The 13,214-nt window shown below is 71.0% G+C and carries 18 protein-coding genes and 1 pseudogene; 10 read left to right on the top strand and 9 right to left on the bottom strand.

Going from position 1 to position 13,214, the window contains the following annotated elements; translation table 11 throughout:
• The 3 genes from A4R44_RS51615 to A4R44_RS43910 form a co-directional block, all read right to left on the bottom strand.
• Positions 1 to 254: 2Fe-2S iron-sulfur cluster-binding protein (locus A4R44_RS51615; RefSeq protein WP_232792067.1), on the bottom strand; the 254-nt coding region annotated here is incomplete at its 3' end.
• Entirely contained in the window at positions 251 to 529 is a 279-nt protein-coding gene (locus tag A4R44_RS43915) for a sarcosine oxidase subunit delta (protein ID WP_009078042.1), read from the bottom strand. The genes A4R44_RS43915 and A4R44_RS51615, both read right to left, overlap by 4 nt.
• An 8-nt stretch (positions 530 to 537) precedes the next feature.
• A complete protein-coding gene (locus A4R44_RS43910; protein WP_067595343.1) occupies positions 538 to 1,782 on the bottom strand; it encodes a sarcosine oxidase subunit beta family protein in 1,245 nt (414 codons plus the stop codon).
• Positions 1,783 to 1,853: 71 nt separating this feature from the next.
• Between A4R44_RS43910 and A4R44_RS43905 the strand changes: the two genes are divergently transcribed.
• A complete protein-coding gene (locus tag A4R44_RS43905; protein ID WP_198545674.1) occupies positions 1,854 to 2,516 on the top strand; it encodes a GntR family transcriptional regulator in 663 nt (220 codons plus the stop codon).
• A 126-nt stretch (positions 2,517 to 2,642) separates the two neighbouring features.
• Here the strand turns inward: A4R44_RS43905 and A4R44_RS43900 are convergent, their stop codons facing one another.
• On the bottom strand, positions 2,643 to 3,767 hold the full coding sequence (locus A4R44_RS43900; protein ID WP_067595340.1) for an aromatic ring-hydroxylating dioxygenase subunit alpha: 1,125 nt from the start codon (positions 3,765 to 3,767) through the stop codon (positions 2,643 to 2,645).
• Between the two features lie 280 nt (positions 3,768 to 4,047).
• On the opposite strand from A4R44_RS43900, the gene A4R44_RS43895 reads away from it, so the two are divergent.
• A complete protein-coding gene (locus A4R44_RS43895) occupies positions 4,048 to 4,365 on the top strand; it encodes a bifunctional 3-phenylpropionate/cinnamic acid dioxygenase ferredoxin subunit (RefSeq protein ID WP_067595338.1) in 318 nt (105 codons plus the stop codon).
• Positions 4,362 to 5,519 (top strand): NAD(P)/FAD-dependent oxidoreductase, encoded by a 1,158-nt coding sequence (locus A4R44_RS43890; RefSeq protein ID WP_067595335.1) that lies wholly within the window; start codon positions 4,362 to 4,364, stop codon positions 5,517 to 5,519. The genes A4R44_RS43895 and A4R44_RS43890 overlap by 4 nt, the downstream gene beginning before the upstream one ends.
• Before the next feature lie 114 nt (positions 5,520 to 5,633).
• Here A4R44_RS43890 and A4R44_RS43885 read toward each other — a convergent pair whose 3' ends face one another.
• Complete coding sequence (locus A4R44_RS43885; RefSeq protein ID WP_067595332.1) at positions 5,634 to 6,068, bottom strand: L,D-transpeptidase; 435 nt, start codon at positions 6,066 to 6,068, stop codon at positions 5,634 to 5,636.
• A gap of 84 nt (positions 6,069 to 6,152) precedes the next feature.
• Positions 6,153 to 6,701 (bottom strand): HD family hydrolase, encoded by a 549-nt coding sequence (locus A4R44_RS43880; RefSeq protein ID WP_067595329.1) that lies wholly within the window; start codon positions 6,699 to 6,701, stop codon positions 6,153 to 6,155.
• A gap of 105 nt (positions 6,702 to 6,806) precedes the next feature.
• Here A4R44_RS43880 and A4R44_RS48715 point away from each other — a divergent pair, with 105 nt between their 5' ends.
• Together A4R44_RS48715 and lepB are read left to right on the top strand one after the other, a co-directional pair.
• A complete protein-coding gene (locus A4R44_RS48715) occupies positions 6,807 to 7,007 on the top strand; it encodes a hypothetical protein (RefSeq protein ID WP_143132610.1) in 201 nt (66 codons plus the stop codon).
• A gap of 576 nt (positions 7,008 to 7,583) precedes the next feature.
• Complete coding sequence (gene lepB, locus A4R44_RS43870) at positions 7,584 to 8,468, top strand: signal peptidase I (RefSeq protein WP_067595323.1); 885 nt, start codon at positions 7,584 to 7,586, stop codon at positions 8,466 to 8,468.
• 212 nt (positions 8,469 to 8,680) lie between these two features.
• On the opposite strand, the pseudogene A4R44_RS52915 reads toward lepB, so the two are convergent.
• Positions 8,681 to 9,109 (bottom strand): annotated as a pseudogene (locus A4R44_RS52915) (nuclear transport factor 2 family protein); the annotation flags it as partial.
• A 54-nt stretch (positions 9,110 to 9,163) separates the two neighbouring features.
• Here A4R44_RS52915 and A4R44_RS43865 point away from each other — a divergent pair.
• Positions 9,164 to 9,655: a histidine kinase gene (locus tag A4R44_RS43865; protein WP_067595320.1), complete on the top strand. Its 492-nt coding sequence runs from the start codon at positions 9,164 to 9,166 to the stop codon at positions 9,653 to 9,655.
• A 48-nt stretch (positions 9,656 to 9,703) separates the two neighbouring features.
• Here the strand turns inward: A4R44_RS43865 and A4R44_RS43860 are convergent, their stop codons facing one another.
• The gene (locus tag A4R44_RS43860) at positions 9,704 to 10,333 is read right to left on the bottom strand and encodes a DsbA family oxidoreductase (protein ID WP_067595374.1); all 630 of its coding nucleotides are present in this window, start codon (positions 10,331 to 10,333) and stop codon (positions 9,704 to 9,706) included.
• Positions 10,334 to 10,426: 93 nt separating this feature from the next.
• Here A4R44_RS43860 and A4R44_RS43855 point away from each other — a divergent pair, with 93 nt between their 5' ends.
• Together A4R44_RS43855 and A4R44_RS43850 are read left to right on the top strand one after the other, a co-directional pair.
• Positions 10,427 to 10,921 carry a hypothetical protein gene (locus A4R44_RS43855; protein ID WP_067595316.1) on the top strand — a complete coding sequence of 165 codons (495 nt, stop codon included), beginning with the start codon at positions 10,427 to 10,429 and terminating at the stop codon, positions 10,919 to 10,921.
• Positions 10,918 to 11,235: a transcriptional regulator gene (locus tag A4R44_RS43850; protein ID WP_067595313.1), complete on the top strand. Its 318-nt coding sequence runs from the start codon at positions 10,918 to 10,920 to the stop codon at positions 11,233 to 11,235. The genes A4R44_RS43855 and A4R44_RS43850 overlap by 4 nt, the downstream gene beginning before the upstream one ends.
• 32 nt (positions 11,236 to 11,267) lie before the next feature.
• Here the strand turns inward: A4R44_RS43850 and A4R44_RS43845 are convergent, their stop codons facing one another.
• Positions 11,268 to 12,122, bottom strand: a complete 855-nt coding sequence (locus tag A4R44_RS43845) for a DMT family transporter (protein WP_232792063.1) — start codon at positions 12,120 to 12,122, stop codon at positions 11,268 to 11,270.
• Between the two features lie 84 nt (positions 12,123 to 12,206).
• Here A4R44_RS43845 and A4R44_RS43840 point away from each other — a divergent pair, with 84 nt between their 5' ends.
• Both A4R44_RS43840 and A4R44_RS47140 read left to right on the top strand, forming a co-directional pair.
• Positions 12,207 to 13,094: a LysR family transcriptional regulator gene (locus A4R44_RS43840; protein ID WP_067595310.1), complete on the top strand. Its 888-nt coding sequence runs from the start codon at positions 12,207 to 12,209 to the stop codon at positions 13,092 to 13,094.
• A 38-nt stretch (positions 13,095 to 13,132) separates the two neighbouring features.
• Positions 13,133 to 13,214 (top strand): peptide-methionine (S)-S-oxide reductase (locus A4R44_RS47140; RefSeq protein ID WP_198545675.1); only part of this gene is annotated, 82 nt, incomplete at its 3' end.

The following is a 13,214-nucleotide window of genomic DNA, read 5'->3' as shown; positions in this document are numbered from 1 at the left end:
GTGGTCGCGGTCTGCATCGGTTCGGGGAACGGCTTTTCCAGCTGCACCACCGCGTTCGGCTCTTCGACACCGGCCGCCATGATGCCGCGCGGACGGCCGAGCTTGACGCTCCGGGCGACCTGGTGCACGCCGTTGGCGAGCAGCGCGGAAGCGAGCGTGTCGCCGGGGTGCCCGGTGAGCTCGCGGCCGTCGAAGGCGAACCGGAGCAGGGTGTCGCGGTCGACGTGGCCGCCGCTGGGGAGGCGGAAGGTCATGGGATCACCGGCCGGGGTTCGTCGAGGCGGTAGACCGCCGCGAGTTCGTGGGTGCGGGTGTCGCGGACGGCGTTGAACCAGCGGCGGCAGCCCGCGCTGTGCGTCCAACGCTCGGCGAGCGGGCCGCTCGGGTTGGCGCGGAAGAAGACGTACTTCGCCCACTCCTCGTCCGACAGCGCCGCCGGGTCCTGGGGGTACGCGACGTGGGCTTGGCCGCCGTAGTGGAATTCGGTCTCCTCGCGGGGACCGCACCAGGGGCAGGGAATCAGCTGCACAGTGGCTCCTAATGGGCGACGGCGGCGGCGCCGTGCTCGTCGACGAGCGCGCCGGTGGTGAACCGGTCCAGGGTGAACGGTTCGGCGTACGGATGCGGCTTGCCCTTCGCGACGGTGTGCGCGAAGCAGTCGCCGACACCCGGCGTGGCCTTGAACCCGCCGGTCCCCCAGCCGCAGTTGAGGTACAGGTTCTCCACCGGGGTCAGCCCGACGATCGGCGACGCGTCCGGAGTGACGTCGACGATGCCCGCCCAGGTCCGCAGCAGGTGCGCCCGCGCGAACACCGGGAACAGCTCCAGCGCGGCGGCCATCTGGTCCTCGATGATGTGGAACGCGCCGCGCTGGCCGTAGCCCGCGTAGGAGTCGATGCCCGCGCCCATCACGAGTTCTCCCTTGTGCGCCTGGGAAACGTAGACATGCACGGCGTTCGACATCACCACCGTCGGGTGCACCGGTTCGAGCAGTTCGGACACGAGCGCCTGCAGCGGATGCGACACCAGCGGCAGGTCGATCCCGGCCGTCTTCGCCAGCACCGAACTGTGCCCGGCCGCGCACAACGCGACCTTCCCGGCGGCGATCCGGCCCCGGCTGGTCTCCACCGCGACGACCTTGCCGTCCCGCGTGTCGATGCCGGCGACCTCGCAGTTCTGGATCAGATCGACGCCCAGCGCGGCGGCCGCGCGGGCGAAACCCCAAGCCACGTAGTCGTGTTTGGCGATTCCGGCGCGCGGCTGGTAGGTCGCGCCGAGCACCGGGTACCGGACCTCCGGCGAGGTGTTCACGATCGGGCAGAGTTCCTTGACCCCGTCCGCGTCGACCCATTCCGCGTCGATCCCGTTGAGCCGGTTGGCGTTCACCCGGCGCACGCTGTCGCGGACGTCTTGCAGGCTGTGCGCGAGGTTGAGCACGCCGCGCTGGCTGAACAGGATCGGGTAGCCGAGGTCTTCTTCGAGGCCTTCCCACAGCTTGAGCGAGTGCTCGTAGATGCCGGAGCTTTCGTCCCACAGGTAGTTGGAGCGGATGATCGTGGTGTTGCGGGCCATGTTCCCGCCGGCGAGCCAGCCCTTTTCCAGCACCGCGACGTTGGTGATGCCGTGCACCTTGGCGAGGTAGTACGCGGTCGCGAGGCCGTGCCCGCCGCCGCCCGCCACGACGACGTCGTACGCGCGCCGCGGCTCCGGGTCCCGCCACAGGAAATCCGGGTGGTCCGGAAGGTCCGCGCCCGGGGGACGAGGCTGGTCCGTCGTGGTCATTCCGGCTGGCCTCCCGTATCGGACAACTGGTCGACTACTGATATATCAATCTTCGTTGTAGAGTAGGCCGGGTGCGCACCCCGGTCAACCACGTCATCCCGGCCGCCGCCCCGTCGCTGGCCGAACGCGCCTACGAGTTCCTGCGCGACCGTCTCGTCATGCTCGACATCAAGCCGGGCGACCCGATCAACGAGGAATGGGCGGGCGGCGTGCTGGAGATGGGCCGCACGCCGATCCGCGAAGCGCTGAAGCGCCTCGAAACCGAACGGCTCGTGGTGGCGTATCCGCGTCGCGGCACGTTCGCCACGGACGTCAACATCTCCGACCTCGCGCACATCTCCGAGGTCCGGCGCACCCTCGAACCGACGGCCGCCGCGTCCGCCGCCACCCGCGCGACGGACGAGGACCGGGCGCGCCTGGTCCGGCTGCGCGACCAGCTGGATTCGGCCACACCGAGGGAAAACGCCGACCTCCTGCGCACCGACCTCGAACTCCACCGCGCGATCTACCGCTGCGTGCACAATCCGTTCTTCGAGGACACGCTGATCCATTACGACAACCTCGCGACCCGGATCTGGTGCGTGTTCCTCCCCCGGCTGCGCGGCATGGCCGGGCACGTGGACGAGCACTCGCCGCTGCTGACGGCGATCGCCGAGGGCGACGCGAAGAAGGCTTCGGCGTTGACGCTGGAGCATGTGACGGGGTTTGAGGAGGCGATCCGGGCGCTCATCTAGGGTGTCGTGCGCGGTGATCACGGCTAGAACCGGGATCACCACGCAGGAGAGCCCCGGCTGCCGCACAGACGGCTGCCGGTGCGCGAGGTCGTGAGTGTTCATGCCGGCGAGAACCGGGATCGCCGCTCACGACTCCCCCGTCTGCGCGCGCACCCAGGCGTGGAACTCGCCGATGTGGTGTTCGTTCGGCACCAGCACCCCGCCGCGGGCGTAGGCGCGCGAGCCCATCGCCTGCTGGCACCGTTCGCACGCCTCGAAGTCCTGCTGGTTCACCCGGTGGAACAGCTCCACCGAACGGTCGAGGTCCGCGCCCGATGCCACGACCTCCGGCAGGTACAGCCAGTCGCAGCGGACCAGGGTGCGGTCCGGGGCGAGCGGGAACATCCGGTGCACGATCACGTGGTCCGGCACCAGGTTCACGAACACCTGCGGCCGGATCGTGATCGCGTAGTACCGCCGGTCCTGGTGCTCGCCGACGCCCGGCAGGCGCTGCACGCCGTCGCCGCCGTCCACAGTGAACCCGGTGACGTCCGAGCCGAATTCCGCGCCGTGGCCGACGAAATACTGCGCCGCGTACCCGTCCGCGAACTCCGGGAGCACCTCGGTGAGCTCCGGATGGATCGTCGCGCAGTGGTAGCACTCCATGAAGTTCTCGATGATCTGCTTCCAGTTCGCGCGCACGTCGTACTCGATGCGCCGGCCCAGCGACAGGTTCTCGATCCCGTAAGCCTCGATCTCGCCGGGACCGCCGAGCCGTGCGCTCACGTCGGCCTGCACGGTGTCCGCGAAGGACGGTGCTTCTCCGGCGAGGCAAACCCAGGCGTAGCCGAGCCATTCGCGCAGATGCACCGCCGTCAGGCCGTACTCGACGCGGTCGACGTCCGGCATGCCGGTCAGATTCGGGGCGGCGACGAGCTTTCCGTCGAGGCCGTAGGTCCAAGCGTGGTACATGCACTGGAAAGCACGCTTCACCGAACCCTTCTCGTCGGTGCACAGCCGAGCGCCGCGGTGGCGGCACACGTTCAGGAACGCGCGCAACGCCCCGTCGCGGCCGCGCGCGATCAGCACGCTTTCGCGACCGGCTTGCACGGTCTCGAACGAGCCGGGCGACGGCAGGTCGGCGCTGCGCACCGCGCAGAACCACCCCGCTTCGAAGATCCGCTCCTGCTCCCGGGCGAAGATCGCCGGGTCGGTGTAGTGCGGCCCGGGCAGAGTCGGCAGCAGGCTCTGCGGGAGGTCGATAGCGGTCACCGGCAGGGCTCCTCTCGCACACGATCGAAGTTGCGTATTACGCGTCTTGTTGCCCTCTCCGGAACAAGATGAGGCTCAACCGGGGCGCTGTCAAGCACCCCGGCGGTGCCGCACCCGTTCGCGGGAACCGCTCTCGACCAGGGCTTTCATCCGGAACTGCGCTCCGAAAAACTCCACCCCGCACCCCCTTGACGGCACCCCTCCGGCGCGCCCAGACTCTGTTGCGTATCACGTCGAGTGTTCCTCAATACGCAACAATCACCCGGCTTCGGAGGAATCAATGCTGCGCGCGTGCACTGTGGACGAGCTGCCCCCGGGCGAGTCCGTCCGGATCGCGGGGCCCGAGCCCATCGCCGTCTTCAACGCCGACGGCGAGCTGTATGCGATCGGGGACACCTGCACCCACCAGGACGCGTCGCTGGCCGACGGCTGGCTCGAAGGCTGCTTCGTAGAGTGCCCGCTGCACGCGGCGCTCTTCGACCTGCGCACCGGGATGCCGTCCTGCCTGCCCGCCAAGCAGCCGGTGCGCACATACCAGGTGCAGGTCCACGACGGCGTGATCTACGTGCTCGCCGAAGCCGCCGAGGACGCTGCGTGAAAACGGTCGCGATCGTCGGTGCCTCGCTCGCCGGTGCCCGAGCCGCGCAGGAGTTGCGCGCCCTGGGGTTCGACGGTCGCGTGGTGCTCATCGGCGAAGAGCCGCATCTCCCCTACGACCGGCCGCCGCTGTCGAAGGCCTTCCTGGCCGGATCCGCGTCGCGCGAGTCGCTGGACCTGCTGGATGCCGACGATCTCGCCTCGCTGGACATCCGGCTCGGGACCCGCGCGGAACGGCTCGACCCCTCGACCGGCCGTCTCGTCCTGTCCGGCGGAGAACTGGAAGCGGACGGCCTCGTCCTTGCCACCGGTGGCCGTGCGCGCGCCTTGCCGGGCACGGAATCTGTTGCCGGAGTTCATGTTCTGCGCACCTTGGACGACTCGCTCGCCCTGTGCGAGGAGCTGGTTCCCGGTGCGCGCGTGGTGATCGTGGGCGGCGGGTTCATCGGGGCGGAGGTGGCGTCGACGTGCCACGGCTTGGGCTTGGAGGTCACCGTCTTAGAGGCACTGCCGACGCCGATGGCGCGCGTGCTGGGGCCGGAACTCGGGGCGATCTGTGCGCGCCTGCACGACCGGAACGGCGTCACCCTGCGCTGCGGCGCTTCGGTGGCCGGGCTTTCCACGCTCGCCGGCCGGGTCACCGGGGTGCAGCTGGAAACCGGCGAGAAGCTGCCCGCTGACGTGGTCGTCGCCGGGATCGGCATGGCCCCGGCGGTCGAGTGGCTCGACGGCTCCGGGCTGGCGGTCGGCAACGGCGTGCGCACCAACGCCGGCCTGGTCGCTTCGCTGCCGAACGTGGTCGCGGCGGGCGACGTCGCGGCGTACGGACCGGCGGGCACCCGGAACGAGCACTGGACGAACGCCACCGAACAGGCCTCGGTCGCGGTCGCCAATCTGCTGGCCGGGCAGGTGGTCCGGGAGTACGAGCCGAGCGGCTACGTCTGGTCCGATCAGTACGCCGGGACCCTCCAGCTCGCCGGGCACCCCTTGCCCGAGGACGAGGTGCGCTTCGCCGACGGCGGCCCGGACGACGAATCCCTCCTCGCCACCTACCACCGCGACGGCCGGACCGTGGCGGTGTTCGGGCTCAACAACCCGAGGGGGTTCGGCCGCCTGCGCCGGCAAGCGCTGCGGCGGCCGATGCCCGTCGGGTGATCACCGCCTGCCCGGCGACGCGGGCTTGAGCGGTCCCGTGCGGGCCGCCCTGAGGGAATCTGATTCCCTCAGGGCGGCCCGCACGGACATCAAGAGCCTTTCGGGTGTTGGTGGTTATCGCACGACCTGCACCACGTCGCCCGGCTGCAGCGCGTTGAAGAACGCCACCGCGTCGGCGTGCGACAGGTGGACGCAGCCGTGCGACTGGACCTTCAGGCTGCCCTGGTGGAACGCCACCCCGGTGTTGGTGAAGAACACCGAGTACGGCATCGGGCCGTGGAACTGCTTGCTGTAGTGGTCGATGTCCTTGTACTGCACGCGGAACGTGCCGACCGGGGTCGGGTACTCGGGCTTGCCGACGGTCACGCGCACCCCGCCGCGGGTGACCTTGCCGTTGTCCATCAGCCACGCCGTGTTCGCCGACAGTTTCAAGCACGCTTTCGCCTGCGCGCCGCACGGCGGTCCCGCCGCCTCCGCGCTTGCCGTGAATCCGATCGTTGCCGCCATCGCCGCGATACTGGCCAGCACTGCCGTGAGTTTCCGGTTCATCCTGCGCCTCCCGAGACGGTCGTGCTGGGGATCTTTCCCAGAGAGGACAGTTTCAAACCATACGTGCGCCTATGTGGGTGATCCCTAACGGGACCGCCAGGACAGCGGCGACGTCGCCAAGGCCGCCTCGGCGACGCGCCGGGCGGTCTCGGTGAAGAGTCCGGCCTGCGCCGACGCGAGCCATTCGTCCACTGTGGAGACTCCAGCCGCCCGGTATTCGAGAGCCTGGAAAAGCATCTCGAGTTTGTCGGCGTCCTTCGCGCACCGCGCTTCGGGCGTCTCGCGCGTTTCGTACTCGTTCACCGCTGTCCGCACGGTTTCCGCCGAGGCACGCGGCAAACCCGCGGTCTGGTCCGCCGTGATCGCCCTCGGTTCCGGCTTCGCGAGGTACGGCGCGGCGGTGTGCGGCAGGTCGCCGGTGCGGGTCTCCTGGGTGTCGTGCCACAGCGCGAGAAACGCCGCGCGCTCCGGGTTCGCGCCTTCCTCGGCGGCGAGGAGCGCGGCCAGCTGCGCCGCGCGGAGGCTGTGCTCGGCCACCGACTCCGGGTCGCGGACTCCCGCCTGCCACCAGCCCGCGCGGCGGACCCGCTTGAGCACCCCCAGCTCGAACCCGAACGCGGCCAGGCCGTCCATTCCGCAGTCCCCTTCCCGTGCCGGTCCCGGCGCCGGCTCCAGTGCCGGAGCCTACGGGGCGTGGCATGCCGCCCGGACAGCCGCTTCGTCCCCAGGAAGCCTCGCGTGAGCACTGTGCTGGCCGAGCACGACGGTCCGGTCACCACCATCGGCATCAACCGGCCGGAGCGCCGTCGACCGCGCCACCGCCGAGGCATTGTTGGCGGCAACCGTCCTTCCTGGCCCGGCTGGAACCCGCCCACGCTGGGAAAGGCCTCGGCCAGCTCCCGCACGCGATGCGTCTCCGCCGCGGGCACCTGCTGGTGATCGGCCACGGTGCCGCACGGCCCGGATACGAAGCCCTCGCCCGGAAACTCGGAATCGCCGGAAATCTCAGCGGCGACGCGAGATTCCGGGCTCTCCGCAGTGCGAGATCGCTCGTGCTCTGCCCGACCAGTCCGAACGACACCTTCCCGACGGCGTTGCTCGAAGCGTGGGCGAGCCGGCGGTCGGCCCGCTTGCCGCGCTGGTGAACGACGGCGTCAACGGGCTGTTTGCCGCGCTGCGGAGCTGGACCGTCTTGAGAGCAGCCCGGGGCTGGCGCACGCGATCCGGGAGAATGCCCGCGAACTCGTCCGCCGGTACCCGTGGAGCCATCGGGTCGCGCAGTTCGCCGAGCGGCTGACCGCGCTCGACCGGCGTGCTGCTCCGGTCTCGCGAGGACGCCAACCGCGCCCCAGCCCTCCCGCTTCCACCGGATTCCGGAATCCTCCCCCGGTTCCGGCCCGTTTTCCTTCCCTGCGGGCGAATCCTCCGGTTGCCGTCCCGCTCACCGGCACGACCCCCCGATCGTGGCCGCGCGCGGTCCGCCGCCGGGCGCGCGGATCTGGGTAGCCTGACGGCGTGGCCGACCCGATCCCCCCAGTCCCCGCCCCCGGCGAGTCCGGATCCGAGCGTCCCGGCGCCGACGAGCCGCCCAGGAAGGGACGGCGCAAGCGCCCGTTCTGGCAGGAGCTGCCGATCCTGATCGGGATCGCGCTGGTGCTGACGATCCTGATCCAGCAGTTCGTCGCGAAGGTGTTCCTGATCCCGTCGGCGTCGATGGAGACGACGCTGCACGGCTGCGACGGCTGCTTCGGCGACCGGGTCGTCGTCGACCGCGTCACCTACGATTTCACCGATCCCGCCCCCGGCGACGTCATCGTCTTCCGCGGCCCGCAGCCGTGGACCGCGAACGAGATCGCCCCGCAGGAGCCGGGCAACTTCTTCACCAAGACGTTGCGCGGCCTCGGTTCCCTGGTCGGCTTCGCGCCGCCGGACGAGCGCGACTTCGTGAAACGCGTGATCGCGGTCGGCGGCCAGACCGTCCAGTGCTGCGACCCGCAGGGCCGCGTCCTGGTCGACGGCAAACCGCTCGACGAGCCGTACGTGCACTGGCTGGACCAGCCGCCGACGGTGCGGCAGGCCTTCCCCCCGGTCACCGTCCCGAAGGGAAGCCTCTGGGTGATGGGCGACAACCGCGAGAACTCGTGCGACTCCCGCTGCCAGGGCGGCGGCGGGGTCAACGGCACCGTCCCGGTGGACGACGTCATCGGCAAGGCGCGGGTGATCGTCCTGCCGCCGTCGCGCTGGGGCGGTGTCAGCGACCACGACCCGCAAGCCGCGCCGACCGCGCTCGGGGCTCCGGCGTGGCAGCGGGGAATCCCGCTCGGGGCCGGGGCGCTGCTGGCGTTCCCGGCGCTCGCGGCCGGGCGGGGTGTGCGGCGGAAGCTGAGCAACCGGGACTGACTTTCGCGGGCGGCGAAGGCGCGGGGCCTTGCGTCGGCTTCTCGCCGCCGGCGTTGTCCGTGCGGGGAACCCTGAGGGAATCTGATTCCTTCAGGGTTCCCCGCACCGACGTCGGCGAGGTCTGGACCACCTGGGCACCGGCCCGGACTGGCCGCCCGCACGACCTCCGTCCGGAGATGCCGCGTCATCCGCGGCACCGGCGTCCGTTCGGCGAACCGCCACTCGTCCCCGCGCCGGACGAACCGGTCGTCGTAGTGCACGGTCGCGATCGGTTGCGGCGGAAGGTCTTCCGCGGCTGGGAAAACGGTGAAGCAACTGTGCGCGGAAGCCGTGTCCTCCCCCGCCGCGATCCGGACGTTCGTCGTCACGTGGCGGGTCCTCGGGATGGATGATCCGGATGTCGCGGAACCAGTTCTCCACCGCCGCCGCGGTGCAGGGCGCCCTCGCGGAACAGCCCGCCCGCCCCGGCCAGATCGCCCGCGTCGATGCGCGCGGCGCAGGTCGTGATCAGGTCCTGGATCGCCCACCGGGCAGGCTCTGCCGAGATCCGGCCAGCACAAGGAGTTCCGCGGCGGACCCGTGACCTGCGGTTCTCCCGGACACCGCCCTCCCGCCGCAGCGCGTCCCGGCGGCGGTGGCATGATGCCCGCACGGTCCCGGCCGATCGGACCGCTCGCCGAGGAGGAAGGTGACGCTTGAGCACGCGCACTACCCAGGTGGACGACCTCCGGCTGGTGGCGCAGCCGAGCGCGGTCCCGTGCACCGAGCTGTTCGTCCGCCTGATCCTGACCGACTGGTCCCTGACGCCGATGCTGGACCAGGTCACGAACGCCGCGGTCCGGCTCGTCGGCGACGTCGTCGACCAGAGCAGCCCGTCCGCGCCCGCCTTCGTGACCGTACGGCTCCAGCTGCGCGGAGACCGGCTCGTCATCGAGGTCGACGACGACCTCGTCGCCCCCTCCCCGCCGCGCGACGAACGGATCGGCGTGCGCCCCGGCGAGCGCGGCGGCCGCACCACGTGGTGCGAACTGGCGCTGCCCGGCGGGATTTCCGCCGGGCAGGTCCGGCTGCCGCGCCGGGGCGACCGCCGCACGCTGGTGGACGAACCCGTCTCCGGCGAACCGGTCACCGCGGACCCGCAGGTGCTCGAACGGCTGCTCAACCGCCTCAGCACCTGGTCGGAGTAAAGCGCTCCGGAAGGGACGCCCGGCTGTTTTCCGGCAGCCGGGCGGAGCTCAGCTCCCGGCCGAAGCCTCCCAGGCTTTCTCCAGCGCCTGCGCGAAAACCTCCGCGGACTGCCCGCCGGACACCCCGAACCGCCGTCCCAGCACGAAAAACGGCACCCCGCCCGCGCCCAGTTCCGCGGCCTCGCGCTCCTCGGCCCGGACCGCCTCCGCGTACCGCGACGAGTCCGCCAGCACCGCTTCGGCCTCGCCGCGCGGCAATCCGGCCTCCTCGGCGACCTCGGCCAGACCGTCCGAGGTGAACACCGGCCGGGCCTCAGCGAAATTCGCGCGGAACAACGCGGACACCATCTCGTTCTCCAGCCCCTTTTCGCGGGCCAGATGCAGCAGGCGGTGCGCGTCGAAGGTGTTGCCGATCTCCCGGTCCGTCCGGTAACCGAGCCCTTCCGCCGCCGCGAGACCGGCGACCCGCTGCTCCATCCCGGCGGCCCGCGGCCCGTACTTCGCGGTGAGCATGTCCAGCAACGGCTCGGTCTCGGCCTTCCCGGGATCCAGCTCGAACGACCGGTAGGTCACGGTCACCTCGTCCCGGTGCTCGAACCCGGCCAGCGCCTTCTCGAACCGCGCCTTCCCGAGGTAGCACCACGGGCACACGACATCGCTCCAGATTTCCACCTGCATGCCGCCAGCGTAGAGCGCCACCGGAGCCGACTACTTGCCGATGCGGAAAGAAGTAGCTACATTCCACGTAGGCAGGTAGTCGAGGAGGACATCATGACCGACGAGGAACGCGCCGCCGAGGCGCTCGCCACTGTTCAGGACCACCAAGACCGCGCACGTCGCGCAGCGCGGCTGCCGTGGTGGGTCTACCTGGTGATTTTCGTGGTCACCGCCGGATTCACCGCGGTGAACGACTTCGTCGACCTCGACGGCGGCAAGTTCGTCGCGGGTGTCGTGCTCGGCCTGCTGCTGATCGCGCTCGCCGTCGGCGCGCGGCTGCGGTCCGCGCCGCTCAGCCACGCGCGCGGAGTACAGCAGCGGCAGGAGTTCGTCCCGTGGGTCTTCGTCGTGGTCGCGGTCGTCGGCGGCGCCGGGGCTTGGCTGCTTTCCCGCTACGGCACCGACGCGGCCGCTGATCTCGCCGGCGCGCTCGGACTGCGCGACTACCCCTACACCGTCGCCGGGGTGCTCTTCGGGCTCGCGTTCACCCTGCTGTTCGCGCTCTCGCAGGCGCTGCTCGCCGTCGCCCGGCGGCGAGGGGATCGATGACCGCCGCTCCCCCGCCGGGGCTCGACCGGCTGCTGTCCGACCCCACCCGGCTGGCCATCATGTCCGTGCTGTCCGCTGTGGACTGGTGCGACTTCGCGTTCTTGCGGGACGCCGTGTCGCTCTCGGATTCGGCACTGTCCAAGCAACTCACGACGCTCCGCACCAACGGTCACATCGAGCAGCAGCGGAAGTATCTCGGCCGGGTCCCGAAAACCTCGATCCGCGCTACCGAGGACGGGCGGCGAAGATTTCTCGGGCACGTCGAAGCGTTGCGGGACATTGTCGAACGCACGCCGCGGCCGCACGACTCGTGAGTGCCTGTGCCGGTGAGAACCGGCACAGGCACTCACGAGGCCGCAACCGGCTCCCGTGCCCCGGTCCGTTCCGCGCCGATGCCCGCGGCCACCACGAACGCGATCCCGGCCGCCGCGGCGACGTTCGGCACCTGGTGCAGCACGATCAGCCCGAGCACGAGCGCGATCGCCGGTTCCAGGCTCATCAGCGTCCCGAACGCCGACGCCGTCAACCGGCGCAGCGCCAGCATTTCCAGGCTGAACGGCACCACCGGCACGAGCACCGCGAGCCCGAGCCCGGCGAGCACCAGCGGCCACGTCAATTCGCCGGCCACCGCCGGAGCGTGCACCACGGTGGCGACCAGACCGGCCACCGGCATCGACACCGCCAGCCCGCGCAGGCCCGACACCTCGTCGCCGACTCGTTGCGTCAGCACGATGTACGCGCCCCAGCAGACGGCCGCCGCGAGCGCGCAGCCGACGCCGGCCAGGTCGGTCCCGCCCTGCCACGGCTGGGTCAGCAGCACCACTCCGGCCGCCGCCAGGACCGGCCACACCCGGGTTCCGCCGCGGCCGCGCACGATCGCGACGGTCAGCGGGCCGAGGAATTCCAGCGCGCTCGCGGTGCCCAGGGGCAACCGGGTCGCCGCGACCATGAACAGGATCGTCATCCCGGCCGTCGCGAAGCCGAGCACCACGCACGTCAGCAACGCCGGGCGGCGGAACGCCGACGGCCGCGGCCGCACCAGCACCACGAGCAGCACACCGGCCCACGCGAGCCGCAGCCACGCGACGCCGGCCGGCCCGATCTGGTTCGCGAGACTGACCGAAACCGCCAGTCCGAACTGGACGGACAGCATGGCGCCGACAGCGAGGGCGACACCGGCCCGGGGAGTGGAGGGAAGCACGCTGTCCAGGAGAACGCATCCAGACCGTTCGTGTCCACCTGCCAATCCTGGACGTACCGTCCGGATATCCTGGACAATCGAGGGATGGAGACCCGCAGGCTGCAGTTCCTACTCGAGTTGTCGCGGCTGGGCTCGATGCGCGCGGTGGCGGACGTGCTCGAAACCACAACGTCGACCGTCTCGCAGCAGATCTCGGTGCTGGCCAAGGAAACCGGCGTCGCGCTGCTCGAACCGGACGGCCGCCGCGTGCGCCTGACTCCCGCCGGGCGACGGCTCGCCGAGCACGCCGTGACGATCCTGGGCGCGGTCGAGGCCGCCCGGGTGGACCTCGATCCCGAGGCCGAACCCGCCGGAACCGTGCGGGTCGCGGGGTTCGGGACCGGCGTGCGGCACGCGGTGCTCCCGGTCGCGGATCTCCTCGCGCAGCGGCATCCGCGGGTCCGCGTCGTGATCAGCGAGCACGAACCCGCCGAAGCACTCGCTCAGCTCCGGACCGACGACGTCGACCTCGCCCTCACCTACGACTACGACCTCGCGCCCGCGACCGCCGACCCGTCGCTGGCCGTCCGTCCGCTGTGGGCGGAGCCGTGGGGTCTCGCGGTGCCGCGCGCGGACGCGAACCGGTTGCGGGGCACCGGAACCCTCGACGTCTTCACCGCGTTCCGCGACCGCGACTGGATCGGCAACTCCCGCAACGGCGCGGACGAAACGGTCGTCGGGACGCTGGCCTCGATGGCCGGGTTCGCGCCGCGGTTCACCCACCGCGCGGACAACCTCGACCTGGTCCAGGACCTGATCGCCGCGGGCGGCGGGGTCGGCCTGCTGCCCGAGTCCTGGGCGACCCGGCCGGACGTCGCCGTGCTGCCGCTGACCGGGCCCGACGTCCGGCTGCGGGCCTTCGCCTGCACCCGGCGCGGGCGCGACGCCTGGCCGCCGCTCGCCCTCGTCCTCGGGCTCCTGCCCGGCGACTAGCATGGCGGCGGAAGCGGTTCGAGCACGGAGGAGGCGAAATGGCCACGGAAAAAGCGATTCTGGCCGGCGGATGTTTCTGGGGCATGGAGGAGCTGTTCCGCCACCAGCCCGGCGTGACCG

Origin of the sequence: Amycolatopsis sp. M39, assembly GCF_001651785.1 — a bacterium.
Classification (GTDB): Bacteria; Actinomycetota; Actinomycetes; order Mycobacteriales; family Pseudonocardiaceae; genus Amycolatopsis; species Amycolatopsis rubida.
The sequence above is the reverse complement of the archived record's forward strand: the minus strand, read 5'-3'. Positions and strand labels throughout refer to the sequence as shown.